Raw genomic sequence first — 16,701 nt, 5'->3', positions numbered from 1 at the left:
GGTGAGAGTGGGTAGGGTGGCGGCTAGACCTTGGAGAAATTGAGAAGTGTTCATGGCATGCTCTGTTTTAAAATTCATCACGAATTATAAAACACACCCATCAAAAAATCATGCCAAAAATAACCCTTTATCCATAAAGATATTCATGCATTAAATAAAAAATAAAATAGATGAGTGTGTCATCTATTCTATTTTTCTTGATGTCTAAGTTTGTTAATTACCGAAAAAATTAATAAATAAGGTTCTCAACCACACTAAAGAAATACTCGTTCGGGCGATCTTGAATGGCGATGACACCGCGTTTTTGATAGGCGAGCCTTTTGCTCAGCGCTTAGAGAGGGTGCTGATTGGGCGTGAGTAATAAGTCTTACCATCAGCGGTCTTAACCACCAGCACTTGATGGGTTTTACCATCGGCATTTCTGGTGAGTTCTTAAGCGCTGGTGATGTTAGTGATCGCAACTTGCGTGTTAATCTTAGCAAGTTCGCGTTTAAGACCTTGGGTTAGCTGGTCTTTTAGGCTTGCTTCATCAGCCTTGCTAAAGCCGGTGATTTGAACGTTGTTTCGTTAATTTGGCTGGCAGGTGTGGTGCTTGCGCAGGCGGTTAGTAATGCGACGCCTGATAGGGTGGTGATAAGTCCGATGGGTCTCATGTTTTTCTCCGATTGGATGGTTGATTTTGAGTTGTAATAAATTGTACGTCAAAATTTCAAGTGATGTGTCGCGTTGTCATTAAGTTTTGTAACGCTTATTCAGGAGCTTTTGGCGATACCTTACAAATTTAGTATGAATTTAATCGACGAAATTTGTTATAATAATGAGTTTAATAAATTTAGCCAATAATGAGCCAAACAATGACAAGCCAAAAAAAAGCCGAACTTCTCTGCCCTGCTGGCACCTTTAAAAATATGCAATACGCCTTTGCCTATGGTGCGGATGCGGTGTATGCAGGGCAAGCCCGTTATTCTCTGCGAGTGCGTAATAATGATTTTGATGAAGAAAACCTTGCCAGGGGCATTGCCTACGCCCATTCGCTTGGCAAAAAGTTTTATGTGGTGGTCAATATCCAAGCCCACAACGCCAAATTAAAAACCTTTATTGAAGACATTCGCCCCGTCATTGAGATGAAGCCTGACGCTCTCATCATGTCGGACGCTGGCATGATTATGATGGTGCGAGAGCATTTTCCGCATCAAGACATTCATCTGTCGGTGCAGGCCAATGCCGTGAACTGGGCAACAGTGAAGTTTTGGAAACAAATGGGCGTAACAAGGGTGATTGTGAGCCGTGAGTTGTCCTTAAAAGAAATTAACGAGATTATCAAAGAAGTGCCTGATATGGAGATTGAAGTCTTTGTGCATGGGGCGCTCTGTATGGCGTATTCGGGGCGGTGCTTGCTATCAGGCTATATCAACAAACGTGATGCCAACCAAGGCACTTGCACCAATGCGTGTCGCTGGTCGTACAACACTTATAAGGCGGTGGAGAACGAAACAGGCGACATCGTCCCTGCCAGTCCAGAGGTGTTTATCCCCAGTCAAGGCGAGATCAAAAACGTCAATCTAAATGGCGATGTCGTCATGGGTGATGATTATGTAGAAAAGCCGTCCGATGAGGTTGTACTCATTGAAGAAGAAGGTCGCAAAGGCGAGCTGATGGCGATGTACGAAGACGAACACGGCACTTATATCATGAACTCTAAGGACTTGCGTGCGGTGGAGTTGGTGCCTGACCTTGTGAACATGGGCGTGCATTCGTTGAAGATTGAAGGGCGTACCAAGTCGCATTATTATGTCGCTCGCACTGCTCAGGTCTATCGCCGTGCCATTGATGATGCGTTGGCGGGCAAGCCGTTTGATACAGGGCTTATCACCGCCCTTGACGGACTTGCTAACCGTGGCTACACCGAGGGGTTTTTACGCCGTCATGTGCATTCGGACTATCAAAACTATGAGTACGGCTCATCAAAAACCGACAATCAGCAGTTTGTGGCGGAAGTGTCAGACGTGGTGGATGACTTTTTGACCTTAGAGATAAAAAACAAACTCATGGTGGGCGATGATGTGGAGATTATGACACCAAAAGGCAATTTGACTTATCGGCTTACCGATATGTGGGACAAAAAAGGTAATGCCATAGACGGAGCGTTGGGGTCGGGGTGGATTGCCAAAATCAAAAATCCGTTTAGCGACATTTCTCATGATGACCTAAAATTCGCCCTTGTTATGAAAAGTGTGAGTGAAGCAATTTATACCTAACATAGGTTTTCACAAACAATTATCTTAAAAATTTATTAATAAAGAGAGTAGATTGTGCAAGAGCGTATCAATGAAATACAGGAACTATACCGCGAATGGTTGAAACTTAACGAAAATAGTGAACGTATTTTAGACGAGCTGTGTCAACGCCAAAAAATCATCAAGAAACTGCTGGTGTTTTATGAAAGCGACTACCGTAAATTTTATGATGCAATAGATGGTGGTGCTTCTGTTGATTTAACTACAAAGGGCGAGTATAGCATTATGAGTGAAGATGCTCTATGGAATGCTTTTGTTGAAGAACGAGAGTTGTATGAAGAGTTGGAGAAGCTTATCAGCCCTGATTAGATGATAAATTGCCTCTAACTATATTCAAAACCATAAAAGCACCTTTAAATGTACATTTAAAGGTGCTGGTTGGTTTTCTATGGAGCTGATAAGGTTATTGAAGTCGGCAAATGTCTTCGATTTTTTCACCGCTGTGAATATTGGCATATTCAAAGACTGCCGTGTCGCCTTTTTGATGCCACTGCCCGCCATGATTACCAAACAAGCCTGTATTACTAGAATAGCGTGAACCAGAACCGCTAGGAGTGATGCCAAGCGTGGTGGTTGTCGCACCAGCTACTTGTAATCGAATTTGACTATCATTGATAAAAGTAACCACAGGTGCAAGTCCTGTGTTGCACAAGAATCGTTGGCTATAAGCTTGGTGTTGTTGTGCAGTAGTTTTTGCTTGGTGTGTTGGCGTGTTTGTTGCTGTCATGGGTTTGACATTATTACAACCCGTTAGGGCAAGACCTAAGCAGGCGACAACTGCACCGAATGTAACTTTTTTCATAAAAAACTCCAAATTGCAATATAGGAAAGGTTGATGCAAACAGTTAGAAAAGGAGGTGATTGGCAATTTAAGCTATAAGAATCAGCTTAACCAAGATGCAACTTTATTACATCTTTAATCATTATATGAAAATATGATGCGTTTGTATATAATAAAATTGTTATTATATATTATAGTTTTTTTAAATAATCGCTCTTTTGGTATATGTGGTATATCAATCGATTCAATCTTACAATACATTTAGTTTACTATGGCACTAAAAATCACCACCGACTGCATCAACTGCGACATCTGCGAGCCTGAATGCCCAAACGATGCAATCAGCTACGACCAAAAAGGGCAAAAAACCTACGTCATCAATCCCGACCTATGCACTGAGTGTGTGGGTTTTTATGATGAGCCGACCTGTGACAAGGTGTGCCCAATTGATTGCATTATCAAGGACGACAGCCGACCCGAGACGCCTGACGACCTGATGGCAAAATATAAGCGAATCTGGAAAAAATAATCGATCAAAAAAACACCCTAAGCTGACTTGGGGTGTTTTGTATGAGTAGGCTAGAATTTAAAATTCGCACTTAGGCTAAAATTACGTCCCATTTGTGGCACAAAGGGCAAAAATGAGTTATGGATATACACTTTCTCATCAAGCACGTTATTGGCTCGCAAAGATAGGGTGTAGTCTACGTTGCCCCAGTGGTTATGATAGCCCAAGCCGAGATTGAGCATATCATAGCTGGCGGTCGCACTTTCTAGCTTAGATATGCGATTTTGCCCAAAGACGTGCATATATTCTGCATCTGCCGACCAGTTGGCTGACAAATCCCCTTGCCAACGCAACCCCAAACGGGCAGGTGGCAATCTGGGTGTTGGCATATTTGGTTGGGCAATGATTGGCTCATAGCTATAATTAAAATCATCGGTAAAATAATTATAATTACATCTTTGCATATTCTCTTCTGTATCTTCAGGTTTTGTCGTGGTGTAAGCGCCATCACAATAATAAGCCTTGGCGTAAGCATTAGGCAAATCTTTTAACTTGCCACGCACCAAATCGCCAAACAAGCTAATGGCATGGTTATCCATGTTATAAGTTACCATGCCCTCTAGCCCATAAAAATCTGCTTTGGCTTGATTGTGTCGTCTCATGAACAGATTGCCTTCACGGTAGACGTTTTCGTTATAAATGTAATTTTTAAAACGGCTGTGATAGGCATTGACCGCATAACTCCATTTATCGCCAGAAAAAGAAATGCCCAAATCTAAATTATTAGATTTCTCTTTGTCCAGTCCAATATTACCAAATTCAAATGAATGAGTTGCCAAATGTTTGCCATGATAATAAAGCTCCATGGGTGTAGGCAGGCGTTCATTATGTGAATAAGTGGCAGACAGGCGGTAATCGGGTTTAAAATCCCACGTGGTACCAATACTGTATGAAGTGGCTTTTTCTTTATAAGTCGTTAAATCTGGCTCTTCATAATTTGGTGCAGGCAAGCACCCACTGCTAAATCCCCAGTCCCAACATTCTGGCTTTGGACGATAGCGGTCTAATTTGTCTTCACTATAATCGATCGGAATGCTTTGCTTTTCAAAACGCGTCCCAAATTCAAATGCCCATTTGTCATTAGCCTGCCATCTTTCCAACCCAAAAACACTGACTTGCTTATTAGTATTGGCAATGAGTGGGTATCTTTGTCCTTCTTCTCTTTCATGGGGCAGATGAGCAAAACTCTCTTGCTTTTGCCACTGCATACCCCACAGCCCCGATACATCTTTGACAGGTGTGTGATGAAATTCGACTCGGACATTTTTGCCTTGATTGCCAAAATAACCTGGTTTGTTATTAATGGTTTGTAGTCTGCCTGTGTATTTATCGAGCTTCTCAACTTCATGGTCATTTTCTTCGTGATAATAGTCTGATGATGTAAAAGACAGTGCGATTTTATCTAACCCCTTAAATGGCTTCTCCCACTGCGCCCTAACATCGATACGCTCAGACTCCATGTCAATCCAAGGCCCAGGGTGCGTGTGATCGTGTTCATAGCCCAAAGGGTGCTCATGGCTCTGTCCTGGGTCATGAGCATGATCTGTACCGCAGTGAAAATGGGCAGATGAACTAAAATCCATATTCTGTATTAGATGAGGATAAGCTTTTAGATAATAGCGCGAGATGCTAGCTTCTGGAGTGAGTACATGTGCAATACAGTTATCATAGGCGTGATTATGCCCTGGTATGCCATACTTATCCTGACGGCGACTGTATGACACGCCAATATGCCCCTTATCGCCGATATAGGATACGCCCACCGTACCAACGGTGGATTTATTATGGCTGTCAGGCAGGTAGTCTAGCATGACATCAGACTGAAATCCTGGAACCTCATAATCATCGGCACGGCGGGTCAACCCTTCGACTCGCACCGCCACGTTTTGCCCCACGCCCATATTAAGACTGGCAGTGACAACCTTCTCGTTACTGCCTGTGTTATAGCGTAACAACGTCTCGCCTTCGATTTTCTCCTTGATGTTACCCTGTGGCATACGGCTAGGAATCCGCTCATCGATGACATTCACCACGCCTGCCTGAGACGCTGTGCCATACAGTAGCGTACCTGCCCCGCGCACCAGTTCCACACGGCTCGCCAGCAATGTATCGGCGGCGACCACATGGTCAGGCGATAGGGCAGACATATCAATGACGTCCGTGCCATTTTGTAGAATCTTCACTCGCACCCCATCCTGTCCACGAATGATGGGCTTACTCGCTCCACCGCCAAAGGGATTGGAGTGAATACCCAGCTCGCCTGCCAAGGCATTACCCAGCGTTGCCGAGCGCTGCTGTAGGGTGTCGCGTCTAATGATCATGTCGCTGGGTTTTTTGAGGGTGGAGGTGGTTTGCATGCCACCCTTGACGACGGCATTTAGGGTGTCTAGAGTAACTTCTGTTTTTGTAGCAGTGTCATCTGCATGAGCTGATAGGCTGACCAAGGCGATGCTAAGTGCAAGCACAGTAGGGCGAGAGTAGAGATTGACCATAGTAAAAACATCCAACGAAAAATAATAGTATAACAGATATTTTATATAATAACAATATTATAACATAATGAGTTAAAGCTGTTACTTTTAATGGTTTGGTGCATATAAATATAATTAGAGCATCCTCACAATTATAAATAAAAACGATTTTGGTAAAATGGAAGCTCTCACTCGACCAAGGTACCAAAATCGTTATGACTCGCACCTTACTCATAGATGAACAATGGCACAAGTTAAAGATTATTTTACTGCAATTAGGTATACACAACAAACATAATCTAAGATTAACAATAGGAGGTATATTATTTCGTATTCGTACAGGTGTACCTTGGGAAGATTTACCACTTTAATTTGGTAAGCCTGATAGTATCTACCGTGCCTTTTTAAGATGGTCAAAGAAAGGCAATTTAATGAAAGTATTTGAATATCTATCCAAAGAAGTAGACCTTAAATGGGTGTTTATTGATGGCAACTATGTTAAAGCCCACCAACATGCCTGCAACATTTCCCACAAAGAAGAGCAAGGTATTGGTAAGATTGTCGGTGGTAATACAACAAAAACCCATCTTGTTGTTGATGCTTGCAGTAATGCTGTAGATTTTATCATTACAGGCGGGCAAGTTCGTGATGTCAAAGTTGCACCAACTTTGATTGATAGAAATAACCTAACAAATACTCAAATATTAAGTGCTGATAAAGGGTATGATTGCGATACTTTAAGAAAGAAAATTGGGCAAACAGGCGTAATAGCAAATATTCCAAAGAAATCCAATAGTTAATCACAAAATCATCCTATGGATTGGTATATGTATAAAACCAGACACTTGGTAGAAAATGCTTTTGCAAAGTGTAGACACTTTAGAGCTGTTGCTACTCGCTATGATAAATTGTTGGTCTACTATCAAAGCACAGCAGCATCAGCTTCTATTTGTCAATGGATTAAACTGTTGTGAATTGTCAGGATGCCCTATTATTCTTATATTGAAATAATAACAATTTTTATTTGCAAAAAGTTTTTTATTTGGTATAATTCTTAACACTTTCTTACAAAAGCTCTAGATTTTTGCAGTTGGCATACAAAAGTCTAGCCTAACCCAACACTTCAACAACCTAAGGTGATGTATGAAACACACACTAAAACGCTTACCACTTGCGGTAGCAGTACTGGGCGCACTAAGCGTTCAAGCAGCAATGGCACAAGATAAGCCAGAAGTAACTCTAGACACGTTGAATGTAACTTTCGATCGTCAAGGTACGAAAGTTAAGACGAATGTCGTTACCCTACAAGAAAAAGATGAAAGCACCGCCACAGATTTACGTGGATTGCTACAGTCTGAACCTGCCATTGATTTTAGTGGCGGTAATGGCACTGCTCAGTACATTACCATTCGTGGCATGGGTCAAAATTCAGTAGATGTTAAGATTGATGATGCCTACACTGACAGCCAAATCCTATACCATCAAGGTCGCCATATGTTAGACCCAGCAATGGTGAAGATTGTCAGCGTCCAAAAAGGTGCTGGCGCAGCATCAGCTGGTATTGGCGGCACCAATGGAGCGATTGTCGCCAAGACTTTGAGTGCTAAAGACTTGCTAAAAGATGATCAAAGCATTGGTTTTAAGGCAGGTGCTGGCTACAGCTCTAATAATGAGCATTCTTATAATGCCGCTGCCTACGGTAAGGCGGGTTATTTTGACTTTTTATTAAGTGCTAATAAAGTAGAGCAAGATGACTATAAAGCAGGTAAGGCCAAGAAAAAGATTGACTTTACCGCTCTAGATAAGACCAGCTATTTGGCGAAAGTGGGGGCAGAGTTTGGTGATAATCGTTTTGAACTTAGCCACCTAAGACAAGAAAATAAAGGCACTCGACCAATCCGTGAAGAGTTCATCAACTTTGATAGTGATAAACAAGATCCTCAGTATCGTGAGGTAAAAACTCAAAACACTAACCTACAATGGAACGCTAAGAATCTAGGCGTGGTCAGTGATGCAACCGCCAATATTTATCATATCATCAACTCTCGCTATACCGCTGATGACAGCAAAGCTGGATATGGAGGCAATTTAGCTGGTCCAAGTAAGTCTAGCATTGATACCAAAGGTCTTAACATCAATCTTGACAGTCAGGTCAACGATGATGTACTGCTCAAATACGGCATCAATTATCGTCAACAAGAAATCACACCAAACCGCTACAAAGCTGGCATTGTCAATCAAGAAAAAACAGACACAGGCTTGTATGTAGAAGCAATCGCCGATATTGGTAATCTGACAACCACAGCAGGACTTCGCTACGACATGTTTGAGATTAAAGACATGGCGGGCGGTCGTGTTAAAGGCGATAATTTAAACCCAAGTGTTGGCTTAATCTACCAAGCAACGCCAAGCCTAAGCTTTAGTGCTAACCACAGCTACGCTACTCGTAGTCCACGCCTATATGATGCCCTAACGGCTCATGGCTATCGTGCTGTTGTTAAAGTAACTGACGGCCTAAAAGCGGAAAGAGCCCAAAATACTGAAGTTGGCTTTAACTTCAATCATGGCAATGCTTTTGTTAACGGTAGCTATTACTGGCAGAGTATTGATAATCTGCTAAAAAGTGCAAGTAATGGAACAAAGCATGAGAACGGCACAAAAATCGACGAAATCAAAAATGTTGGTTATGCCAAAAACAAAGGTTATGAGCTGAATGCTGGCTACAAATGGCAGGGTCTAACCGCTCGTGTGGGCGTATCAGACAGTAAGCCTGAGTTTTACAGCTCTCAAAACTTCAGTAACCGTGAATATGCGTCACGATTAGGTCGTACTTGGACGGCTGCCTTATCCTATCGTTTTGCCCAGCCAAACTTAGAGGTGGGTGTGCGTCATCGCCGTGCTGATGATGTGATCGGTGATTCTGCTTGGACAGGTAAAGTTGTTGACAAGGATCCAAGAAAAAATCATGATCCTAAGAAATTGCGTCCTGGCTATAACACCACAGATGTGTTCGCCAACTGGAAGCCTTTGGGTAATGATAAGGTGAATGTTAACATGTCAGTGAATAACCTTACTGACGAAAAATACACCTCTCACATTTCCAGCGCAGGTGTGGCACTCCCTGCTGCGGGTCGTGAATACCGTGTCGGTGTCAACTTCACTTACTAATTTAGAATCTAGTTTCTCCACGCACTCCGTCTAATGGCGGGGTGTTTTTTATTAATAAATGTCTATACTCTTAGGAGTTATCCACAGATAGTGTCGATGTATTGTCATGATTTTGTGGAACAATTACGCAGTTTATAAACAGCGCTTAAAAAGTCAATATATAAATAGGCTAATTTTTATAAGTTATTGATTATATTTATAAAATATATTTTAATCACAGTTTATTCTCAAATATTACAGTACGGTGAAAGTGCCATAATATAAGGGCTTTCGATGTGAATTGTTCGCTTTTCCACAAAGTTATCCACAGATTTTGTGGATAAAAAATCACACTCTATCGAAAGCCAATAATGATAAGGGATTGCGCGTGTTATCAGAATTAATGGTGGTGTGATTAAGGTTTTGAATGTGATGTGGGGGTGAATATTTCCAGTGTAAAATATTAGAATTTTATCAAGGTTCCACGATGTCATAAAGCTGACTTTTGAGCTTGTTAGAATAAATACTTGTCGTTATTTCAAAGTATAAAGTTATCTTATTTTTTTGAATGATTGAGACTGGCGGCGGTAAACACGTTCATCCCCCAAAATCAATCTTGTAAAATATCGATAAGGGATGGCATGATTGGATTGATCAGCTAGTCGTTATGCTTAAGCTTTTTGGTGGGCTCGTCTAACACATGCGCCACTGCTCTAGGGTGAGCTTTATCATAGACGCGAGTAAGTGCGCCAAAATCTACTTGGGTGTAGATCTGGGTGGTACTGATGTCAGTATGCCCAAGCATCTCTTGGATAGCGCGTAGGTCGCCACTTGATGACAGCATGTGCGATGCAAAGCAGTGACGCAGCAGGTGGGGGTGTAGATTTTGGGCGATGCCTGCATTGGTGGCACACACCTTTAGGCGCAGCTGAATCGCTCTGGGTGTGAGCCGCGTGCCGTGGCGTTCGCTGATGAACAGTGCGTCTGTGCCTTCTTGCCACAGATCGCGGTGAGGTAGGTAGATGTTGATGGCATCGATGGCTTTTTTGCCAATGGGGGTGAGCCTTATTTTATTGCCTTTGCCTAATACTCTGACCACGCCGCCACGCAGATCGATGTCTTGAATATCAAGCCCTGCCAACTCGGACAGCCGAAGACCGCTGCTGTACATGAGTTCGAACATCGCGCGGTCACGAATCCATAGACGTGCTTTTTTGGCGTCATCTGGCATTCGCTGATCGAGCAGCTGCATCATCATATCAACATCGCCGACCTTGGGCAAGGCTCGCGGTTCGGGCTTTAGGCGATAGCCTGTGGCGGGATTGTGATTGGTTTTGCCAATCTTGATGAGGTGGGCGTAGAATTTACGAATGGCAGAGAGTTCTTGTTTGGCGCTGATGGCTTTAATGTTATCCCGCTCTAGGCGCAGACCCAAAAATCTTGCCAAGTCTTTTTTATCGAATGATAAATAATCACCCTGTAGCCGTACGTCCTCATCGATGAAGCGCACTAGGCGCATGAGTGCCGTTGTATAGGCGCTGATGGTGTTGTCGGAGTAATTTTGTAGGGCTAATTCATCCAGCCATGCCTGAGCCACCAACCAAGATTTTGGCTTGGCGGCGTCTGATGCATTGGCAGGCGTGGGCGATTTTAGTTTGTTGAGTAGATTATTTAGACGCATGATAAGTCAAAAGGCGCAGTAATTACGCCTTTTTTGTGGGTTACTGGTAGTCGCCTGATTCGTCGGGGTTGAGCTTGATGCCTGCTTGAGCGGCAAGCCCATCGGGACTGAACACGCCTTCATAGACGAATGATGTTGGGCCTGTCATCATCACAGAGTAGCCATCTTGCCAGCGGATCGCAAGGCTGCCACCGTATAGCTGAGCGCGAATGTCCACGCCTTCATCCAGCCAGCCTTCGCGAATACCTGTCGCCACGGCAGCGCAGGCGCCCGTGCCACATGCTTGGGTCTCGCCCACACCGCGCTCATAGACTCTTAGGCGAATGTGTCGCTGATTCACCACCTGCATGAACCCGACATTCACACGCTCGGGGAAAGCCTCATGCGACTCTAGCAGTCGCCCCAGACGTTCCACATCAGCGGTGAGTACATCGTCCACCTTGATGACGGCATGAGGGTTGCCCATGTTGGCGATATATAGCTGAACAGGTGTGCCATCCACGACCAGACGGTACGAGTTGCCAACCTTGGTGATCGCCTTTGGTGCAAATGGAATCTCGTCAGGTTCAAATTTGGGTTTACCCATGTCAACTTGCACCCATCCATAGCGATCAGTGGTCAGGGTGATGATGCCGCTGGCTGTCTCCACGCGCAGACGCTGCTTGAAGGATAATTTACGCGCTTGAACGAAAGAAGCAAAGCAACGAGCGCCGTTGCCACATTGGGATACCTCTGTGCCATCAGCATTAAAAATTCGATATTTAAAATCTACGTCGGGACGACTTGGCGGCTCAACAATAAGCAGCTGATCAAAGCCCACGCCAAGATGACGATCAGCAAGTAGACGCACCAAGTCGGTGGTGAGATTCATGCGTTGGGTGACCAGGTCAATCACCATAAAATCATTGCCCAGCCCATGCATTTTGGTAAATTCAATTAACATCATCACTCCTTTTTAGCTCTAAGTTCTAATTCCTTTTATCTGGTTACGTCCGTGTGCTCGTATGTCTATCTTAACAGATGAATGCTGATTTGCCTAATGAATTTGGCAAATGTTTTGGTAAATGTGATTTAAATTGTAAAAGAATTTTGCCATCCAAAAATCATCGGGCAACGCCAAAGCCATCAAATAAAATTTTATGAGTATTAAGATGCTCCACATGCATAAAAAAACGCACCGAATCATCGGTGCATTCAGTTCGGCAGTTTAGAGTTGTTCGCCGCGCCATAGGTCGTCTAGGTTCTCACGGACGCGCACGAGGCGATGAGCGCCGTTGTCAGTCATAACCTCGGCAGGACGAGGGCGGCTGTTGTAGTTGCTCGCCATGGTAAAGCCGTACGCACCAGCACCAGTCACCGCCAGCAGCGTACCAACCTCCAAAGACAGTGCACGCTCTTTACCCAGAAAGTCACTCGACTCACAAACTGTACCGACCACGTCCCACACTTGGGGCTGTTCGTTATCTTGAGTGTCTGTAAGCTTGGCGGGGATGATTGCCATGACTGAATCATATAAAGCAGGGCGAATCAGCTCGCTCATGGAGGCATCGACGATGGCGAAGTTTTTGTGCTCGGTGGGTTTAAGCACATCTACGCGCGTGAGCAGCACACCTGCATTGGCGGCGATATTGCGCCCTGGCTCTAGGTGTAAGCCTAGCTTATATTTGGCTTGTAGAGCAAGTAATTTGGGCAGCAGTGCTTCAGCGAACTCGTGGACGCTGGCAGGGTTCTCATCGATATAGCGCACACCAAGTCCGCCGCCTAGATCCACATGAGACAGCTTAATACCGCGAGTGAATAATTCATCGATCAGCTCAATTACCTTATCAAGCGCATCCACGAAAGGCTTGACTTCGGTTAGCTGAGAGCCGATATGGCAGTCGATGCCGATGATGTCAAGGTTCGGCAGGGTGTTGGCGTATTCATAAGCAAAGATCGCCACATCATGCGCAATGCCAAATTTATTATCCTTCATGCCCGTTGAGATATAAGGGTGGGTCTTGGCGTCTACGTCAGGATTGATGCGTAGTGCGATCGGTGCTTTCTTACCTAGTTCTGCGGCGACAATGTTGATGGTGTCTAGCTCACTCAAGGCTTCGACATTAAAGCAGCCGACGCCTGCTTCTAGGGCGGTTTGGATGTCCGATGCGGTCTTGCCGACGCCAGAATAGACGATTTGGGCTGGGTTGCCGCCTGCTCTTATGACGCGGGCAAGTTCGCCTGTCGATACGATGTCAAAACCAGCACCCGCCTTGGCAAGTGCTGACAGAACGGCAAGATTGGAGTTAGCTTTGACAGCGTAGCAGATTTGCACGTCGTTGAGCGCGCTAAAGCTCTCAACATAAGCGGCATAATTGGCAAGCAATGCGTTCTTAGAATACACATACAGTGGCGTGCCGTATAGTCTGGCAAGCTCTGTCGTGTCTACACCATCGATGTATAGTGTGTTGTCTTGATATTCGATGAATGGCAAGTATTCGGTCAGCTTGGCGGCATCGATTGACATCGCGCCATCTTGGGTTTGGCTTACAAGGCTAAAAGTCATGATAAATTAATGATCCGTATGAATGATGGATGCTTGTAATAGTTATTGGTAGTCGTTCGGGTTGGTACTGATGATTTGGTTGATGGGTTCTGTGGGTGTGGTTTTGGCAGGAAGATAGAGTGCGCCTTTTTGACCGCAGGCGGTTAATAATGCACAAAGTGTGATGGATAAAATGACTGTTTTCATTGATGTATGATCGTCTTAAAATTGAAAAATTATTTTACCTAAATTCTGCCAAAATACCAACGACTTTTATAAAAATACAGCGCAAATACATGATTTAAAATACAAAAATTGATTAAAATCAAAACAAAATATTTACCCAAAATCCTTTAATTTCCCCTAAAGACTTTTGATAATTTTATGTTATAATGCCAAAGATTTATTCGGCCAAGGCCGCCCATTCAACCTACATTTAAGGAAGACATAATGGCACTTAACAACCCAACTTTAGTCTTAAACTGCGGTTCATCATCGCTAAAATACGCCCTAATCAGTGAGGATGGCGAACAACGTATCGAGGGTCTTGCTGAAGCGCTAGGCAATGCCGATGCTCGTATCAAGCACAAAAACCTAGATGGGTCTAAAGTAGATATCAATATCCCAAATTCTGGTGCGCACACCGAAGCGCTAAAAATTATCCTAGGTGAGCTGATCGCTGATCACAAGCCTGTGGCGGTAGGCCATCGTGTGGTGCATGGCGGCGACAAGTTCACCAAGGCAACCATCATCACGCCAGAAGTTCTAGCTCACATCGAAGAGCTTGCCAGCCTAGCGCCGCTTCATAACCCTGCTAACGCTGCGGGCATCCATGCGATTAATGAGCTGTTCCCAGAGCTCCCGCAGGTAGCGATTTTTGATACGGCATTCCATCAGTCGATGCCTGCTCACGCTTATCGTTATGCCATTCCTAAAAATCTTTATACAGAGCATCAAATTCGCCGTTATGGATTCCATGGCACGTCTCATAACTATGTCTCAAATCGCGCAAGTGAACTTGCCAATAAGGGCGATAAACAAGGCTGGTTGGTTGCCCACTTGGGTAATGGCTGCTCGGCGACGGCTGTCTATGATGGCAAGAGCCTTGATACTTCTATGGGTCTAACGCCGCTTGAAGGTCTGATGATGGGTACGCGCTCAGGTGATGTTGATCCAAGCTTGCACATTCATCTACATCGCACGCTGGGTCTGTCTATCGAAGAGGTTGATACACTGCTAAATAAAAAGAGCGGTCTATTAGGCGTATCAGGTGTATCGAACGACATGAGAACGGTTGAGCAGTTGGCAAACGAAGGTAATGAAGATGCCGTCTTGGCATTGGAGATCTTTGCGTATCGTGTGGCAAAATACTTAGCCAGCCTAAGCTGTGCTCTGCCTACATTTACAGGTATTGCTTTCACGGGCGGTGTGGGCGAGAATGCTGTTGGCATGCGTGCAAAAATGATCTCTCATCTGCGTCACTTTGGCATCAAGATGGATGAAGCGAAGAATGCTGAATTGTTGCGTGGTGCTGAAGGCAGCTTCCATGCTGAGGGTTCTTCTGTAGAGCTGTGGGTTGTCCCAACTGATGAAGAATTCCAAATCATGAGCGAGACTCGCGAAGTTCTAGGCTTGTAAATCAAATCATAAAAGTCAGATTGTGACGCTCTGACTTTTTGCTTGATTTTGCGGCTTATATTTATTGATAAATTTGATAAAGGATATGAAATGAAAACTGTATTGCTAGTTCCTACCACCAGTCAGATCAACATGGAAACATTGTCTCAAAGTGTCGCTAGCTTAGTTGTTGGCGAGATTGTTGCGACACCAAGCCATGAAGAATTCTGCAGTGCGATTGGTAATAACAACCTTGACGACCTACTAGAGACAGTCATCGCCAAGCAGTCTGCACCCATCAGCGTGGTTGTGGGTGTACTTGCTGATGAGAGCAGACCGTATGCCAACCGTGTAAACCGTGAGCTTGCGACAGGCTTTGATGCGGATGTGATCTTAGTGGGTGATAGTGATACTCGCCTGCCTGTCTTTGCGTCTGTGTTCGGTGGTCTAAAAGGTGAGCGCATCTGGGGTGTAATTGGTACTGCTGATCTGTCAGGCAAGGTTCAAGTATTGGCACGCACTGACAACGGTGGTAATCTGTCTGAGATTGACAGCAATGCCTTTGAGGCTTATAAAACCGCTGATCGCACCCAAAAGTTGTCTCCTTATGCATTCCGTAACCAAGTGGTTCGCCTTGCTCAGAACGCCAAAAAACGCATCGTTCTACCAGAAGGTGACGAACCGCGCACCATCGAGGCGGCAGCGATTTGCCAAAGTCGTGGCATCGCTCAATGTGTTCTGCTTGGCGACGCTGATAAGATTCGTGCGGTGGCGGATGAGCGCGGTGTAACTCTGCCTGACGGCATCGAAATCATCGAACCAGCTACCGTGATCGAAAAATATGTCGCACCAATGGTAGAGCGTCGCAAAGGCAAAATCGATGAAGAGGGCGCAAGACAAGCACTTCAAGACACCGTCTATCTTGGCACGATGATGCTACAAGTTGGCGACGTGGATGGTCTGGTATCAGGTGCGGTACACACGACTGCTGATACGATTCGCCCAGCGTTCCAACTGATCAAGACCGCACCAGAGTACAGCTTGGTATCTAGTGTGTTCTTCATGCTACTGCCTGATCAAGTGGTGGTCTATGGCGACTGCGCGGTGAATCCAAATCCAACCGCTGAGCAGCTGGCTGAGATTACCATCCAGTCAGCCGAATCTGCCAAGTCATTCGGTATTGATCCTAAAGTTGCTCTGATCAGCTACTCTACCATGAACTCAGGTTCGGGCGAAGACGTAGAAATGGTAAAATCAGCCTTGCAAATCGTTCGCGAAAAAGCGCCAAGCCTAAAAGTCGATGGCCCGCTACAATTTGATGCGGCATCTGTACCGTCTGTGGGTAAGCAAAAAGCACCGAACTCACAAGTGGCAGGCGAGGCGAATGTATTTATCTTCCCTGATCTGAACACGGGTAACACCACCTATAAGGCGGTGCAACGAACCGCAGGTGTGATCAGCGTAGGTCCGATGCTACAAGGCCTAAACAAACCTGTTAACGACCTATCTCGTGGCTGTTTGGTGGATGACATTGTTTATACGATTGCATTGACTGCCATTCAGGCGGTTGGTCAATAAGACGTCCATCCCAATAAAAATCCCTGCTCGATGGCAG

General features: G+C 44.7%; 12 protein-coding genes and 2 pseudogenes. 7 read left to right on the top strand and 7 right to left on the bottom strand.

Annotation, left to right across the window (positions count from 1 at the left end; all coding sequences use genetic code 11):
• Window positions 1-515: 515 nt before the first annotated feature.
• Window positions 516-653: a hypothetical protein gene (locus MBO_RS08505; protein WP_160169683.1), complete on the bottom strand. Its 138-nt coding sequence runs from the start codon at window positions 651-653 to the stop codon at window positions 516-518.
• A 201-nt stretch (window positions 654-854) separates the two neighbouring features.
• Here MBO_RS08505 and trhP point away from each other — a divergent pair, with 201 nt between their 5' ends.
• Together trhP and MBO_RS08495 are read left to right on the top strand one after the other, a co-directional pair.
• Window positions 855-2,258, top strand: a complete 1,404-nt coding sequence (trhP, locus tag MBO_RS08500) for a prephenate-dependent tRNA uridine(34) hydroxylase TrhP (protein WP_036366723.1) — start codon at window positions 855-857, stop codon at window positions 2,256-2,258.
• A 54-nt stretch (window positions 2,259-2,312) separates the two neighbouring features.
• Complete coding sequence (locus MBO_RS08495) at window positions 2,313-2,606, top strand: DUF4298 domain-containing protein (RefSeq protein WP_036366720.1); 294 nt, start codon at window positions 2,313-2,315, stop codon at window positions 2,604-2,606.
• Window positions 2,607-2,700: 94 nt separating this feature from the next.
• On the opposite strand, the gene MBO_RS08490 is transcribed toward MBO_RS08495, so the two are convergent.
• A complete protein-coding gene (locus MBO_RS08490; RefSeq protein ID WP_052585409.1) occupies window positions 2,701-3,099 on the bottom strand; it encodes an MliC family protein in 399 nt (132 codons plus the stop codon).
• 250 nt (window positions 3,100-3,349) lie between these two features.
• Between MBO_RS08490 and MBO_RS08485 the strand changes: the two genes are divergently transcribed.
• The gene (locus MBO_RS08485; protein ID WP_036366719.1) at window positions 3,350-3,607 is read left to right on the top strand and encodes a YfhL family 4Fe-4S dicluster ferredoxin; all 258 of its coding nucleotides are present in this window, start codon (window positions 3,350-3,352) and stop codon (window positions 3,605-3,607) included.
• Window positions 3,608-3,657: 50 nt separating this feature from the next.
• Here the strand turns inward: MBO_RS08485 and MBO_RS08480 are convergent, their stop codons facing one another.
• The gene (locus tag MBO_RS08480) at window positions 3,658-6,138 is read right to left on the bottom strand and encodes a TonB-dependent receptor (RefSeq protein WP_036366716.1); all 2,481 of its coding nucleotides are present in this window, start codon (window positions 6,136-6,138) and stop codon (window positions 3,658-3,660) included.
• A 194-nt stretch (window positions 6,139-6,332) separates the two neighbouring features.
• Here MBO_RS08480 and MBO_RS08475 point away from each other — a divergent pair.
• Window positions 6,333-7,091, top strand: a pseudogene (locus tag MBO_RS08475) (IS5 family transposase).
• 169 nt (window positions 7,092-7,260) lie between these two features.
• Window positions 7,261-9,285 carry a TonB-dependent receptor domain-containing protein gene (locus tag MBO_RS08470; RefSeq protein WP_036366714.1) on the top strand — a complete coding sequence of 675 codons (2,025 nt, stop codon included), beginning with the start codon at window positions 7,261-7,263 and terminating at the stop codon, window positions 9,283-9,285.
• Between the two features lie 637 nt (window positions 9,286-9,922).
• Here the strand turns inward: MBO_RS08470 and MBO_RS08465 are convergent.
• The 4 genes from MBO_RS08465 to lptM all read right to left on the bottom strand — a co-directional run bounded on the left by MBO_RS08465 (window position 9,923) and on the right by lptM (window position 13,676).
• A complete protein-coding gene (locus tag MBO_RS08465) occupies window positions 9,923-10,945 on the bottom strand; it encodes a tyrosine recombinase XerC (protein ID WP_406812854.1) in 1,023 nt (340 codons plus the stop codon).
• 40 nt (window positions 10,946-10,985) lie between these two features.
• Window positions 10,986-11,888: a diaminopimelate epimerase gene (gene dapF, locus MBO_RS08460; protein ID WP_036366712.1), complete on the bottom strand. Its 903-nt coding sequence runs from the start codon at window positions 11,886-11,888 to the stop codon at window positions 10,986-10,988.
• A 264-nt stretch (window positions 11,889-12,152) separates the two neighbouring features.
• Window positions 12,153-13,490 carry a diaminopimelate decarboxylase gene (lysA, locus tag MBO_RS08455; RefSeq protein WP_036366710.1) on the bottom strand — a complete coding sequence of 446 codons (1,338 nt, stop codon included), beginning with the start codon at window positions 13,488-13,490 and terminating at the stop codon, window positions 12,153-12,155.
• A gap of 42 nt (window positions 13,491-13,532) precedes the next feature.
• Window positions 13,533-13,676 carry an LPS translocon maturation chaperone LptM gene (lptM, locus tag MBO_RS08450; RefSeq protein ID WP_080702247.1) on the bottom strand — a complete coding sequence of 48 codons (144 nt, stop codon included), beginning with the start codon at window positions 13,674-13,676 and terminating at the stop codon, window positions 13,533-13,535.
• A 243-nt stretch (window positions 13,677-13,919) separates the two neighbouring features.
• Between lptM and MBO_RS08445 the strand changes: the two genes are divergently transcribed.
• Window positions 13,920-15,107, top strand: a complete 1,188-nt coding sequence (locus MBO_RS08445; RefSeq protein WP_036366708.1) for an acetate/propionate family kinase — start codon at window positions 13,920-13,922, stop codon at window positions 15,105-15,107.
• Window positions 15,108-15,626: 519 nt separating this feature from the next.
• A pseudogene (pta, locus tag MBO_RS08440) lies at window positions 15,627-16,664 on the top strand (phosphate acetyltransferase); the annotation flags it as partial.
• Between the last annotated feature and the right edge of the window lie 37 nt (window positions 16,665-16,701).

This window comes from Moraxella bovoculi 237 (genome assembly GCF_000696305.2).
GTDB lineage: Bacteria > Pseudomonadota > Gammaproteobacteria > Pseudomonadales > Moraxellaceae > Moraxella > Moraxella bovoculi.
Note: the sequence above shows the minus strand (reverse complement) of the source record. Positions and strands in the feature narration are given on the sequence as shown.

Bases quoted from the DNA above. Each gene is read 5' to 3' on its own strand.
- MBO_RS08505 (WP_160169683.1), bottom strand. From the start codon at position 653: ATGAGACCCATCGGACTTATCACCACCCTATCAGGCGTCGCATTACTA.
- trhP (WP_036366723.1), top strand. From the start codon at position 855: ATGACAAGCCAAAAAAAAGCCGAACTTCTCTGCCCTGCTGGCACCTTT.
- MBO_RS08490 (WP_052585409.1), bottom strand. From the start codon at position 3,099: ATGAAAAAAGTTACATTCGGTGCAGTTGTCGCCTGCTTAGGTCTTGCC.
- MBO_RS08485 (WP_036366719.1), top strand. From the start codon at position 3,350: ATGGCACTAAAAATCACCACCGACTGCATCAACTGCGACATCTGCGAG.
- MBO_RS08480 (WP_036366716.1), bottom strand. From the start codon at position 6,138: ATGGTCAATCTCTACTCTCGCCCTACTGTGCTTGCACTTAGCATCGCC.
- MBO_RS08470 (WP_036366714.1), top strand. From the start codon at position 7,261: ATGAAACACACACTAAAACGCTTACCACTTGCGGTAGCAGTACTGGGC.
- MBO_RS08465 (WP_406812854.1), bottom strand. From the start codon at position 10,945: ATGCGTCTAAATAATCTACTCAACAAACTAAAATCGCCCACGCCTGCC.
- dapF (WP_036366712.1), bottom strand. From the start codon at position 11,888: ATGTTAATTGAATTTACCAAAATGCATGGGCTGGGCAATGATTTTATG.
- lysA (WP_036366710.1), bottom strand. From the start codon at position 13,490: ATGACTTTTAGCCTTGTAAGCCAAACCCAAGATGGCGCGATGTCAATC.
- lptM (WP_080702247.1), bottom strand. From the start codon at position 13,676: ATGAAAACAGTCATTTTATCCATCACACTTTGTGCATTATTAACCGCC.
- MBO_RS08445 (WP_036366708.1), top strand. From the start codon at position 13,920: ATGGCACTTAACAACCCAACTTTAGTCTTAAACTGCGGTTCATCATCG.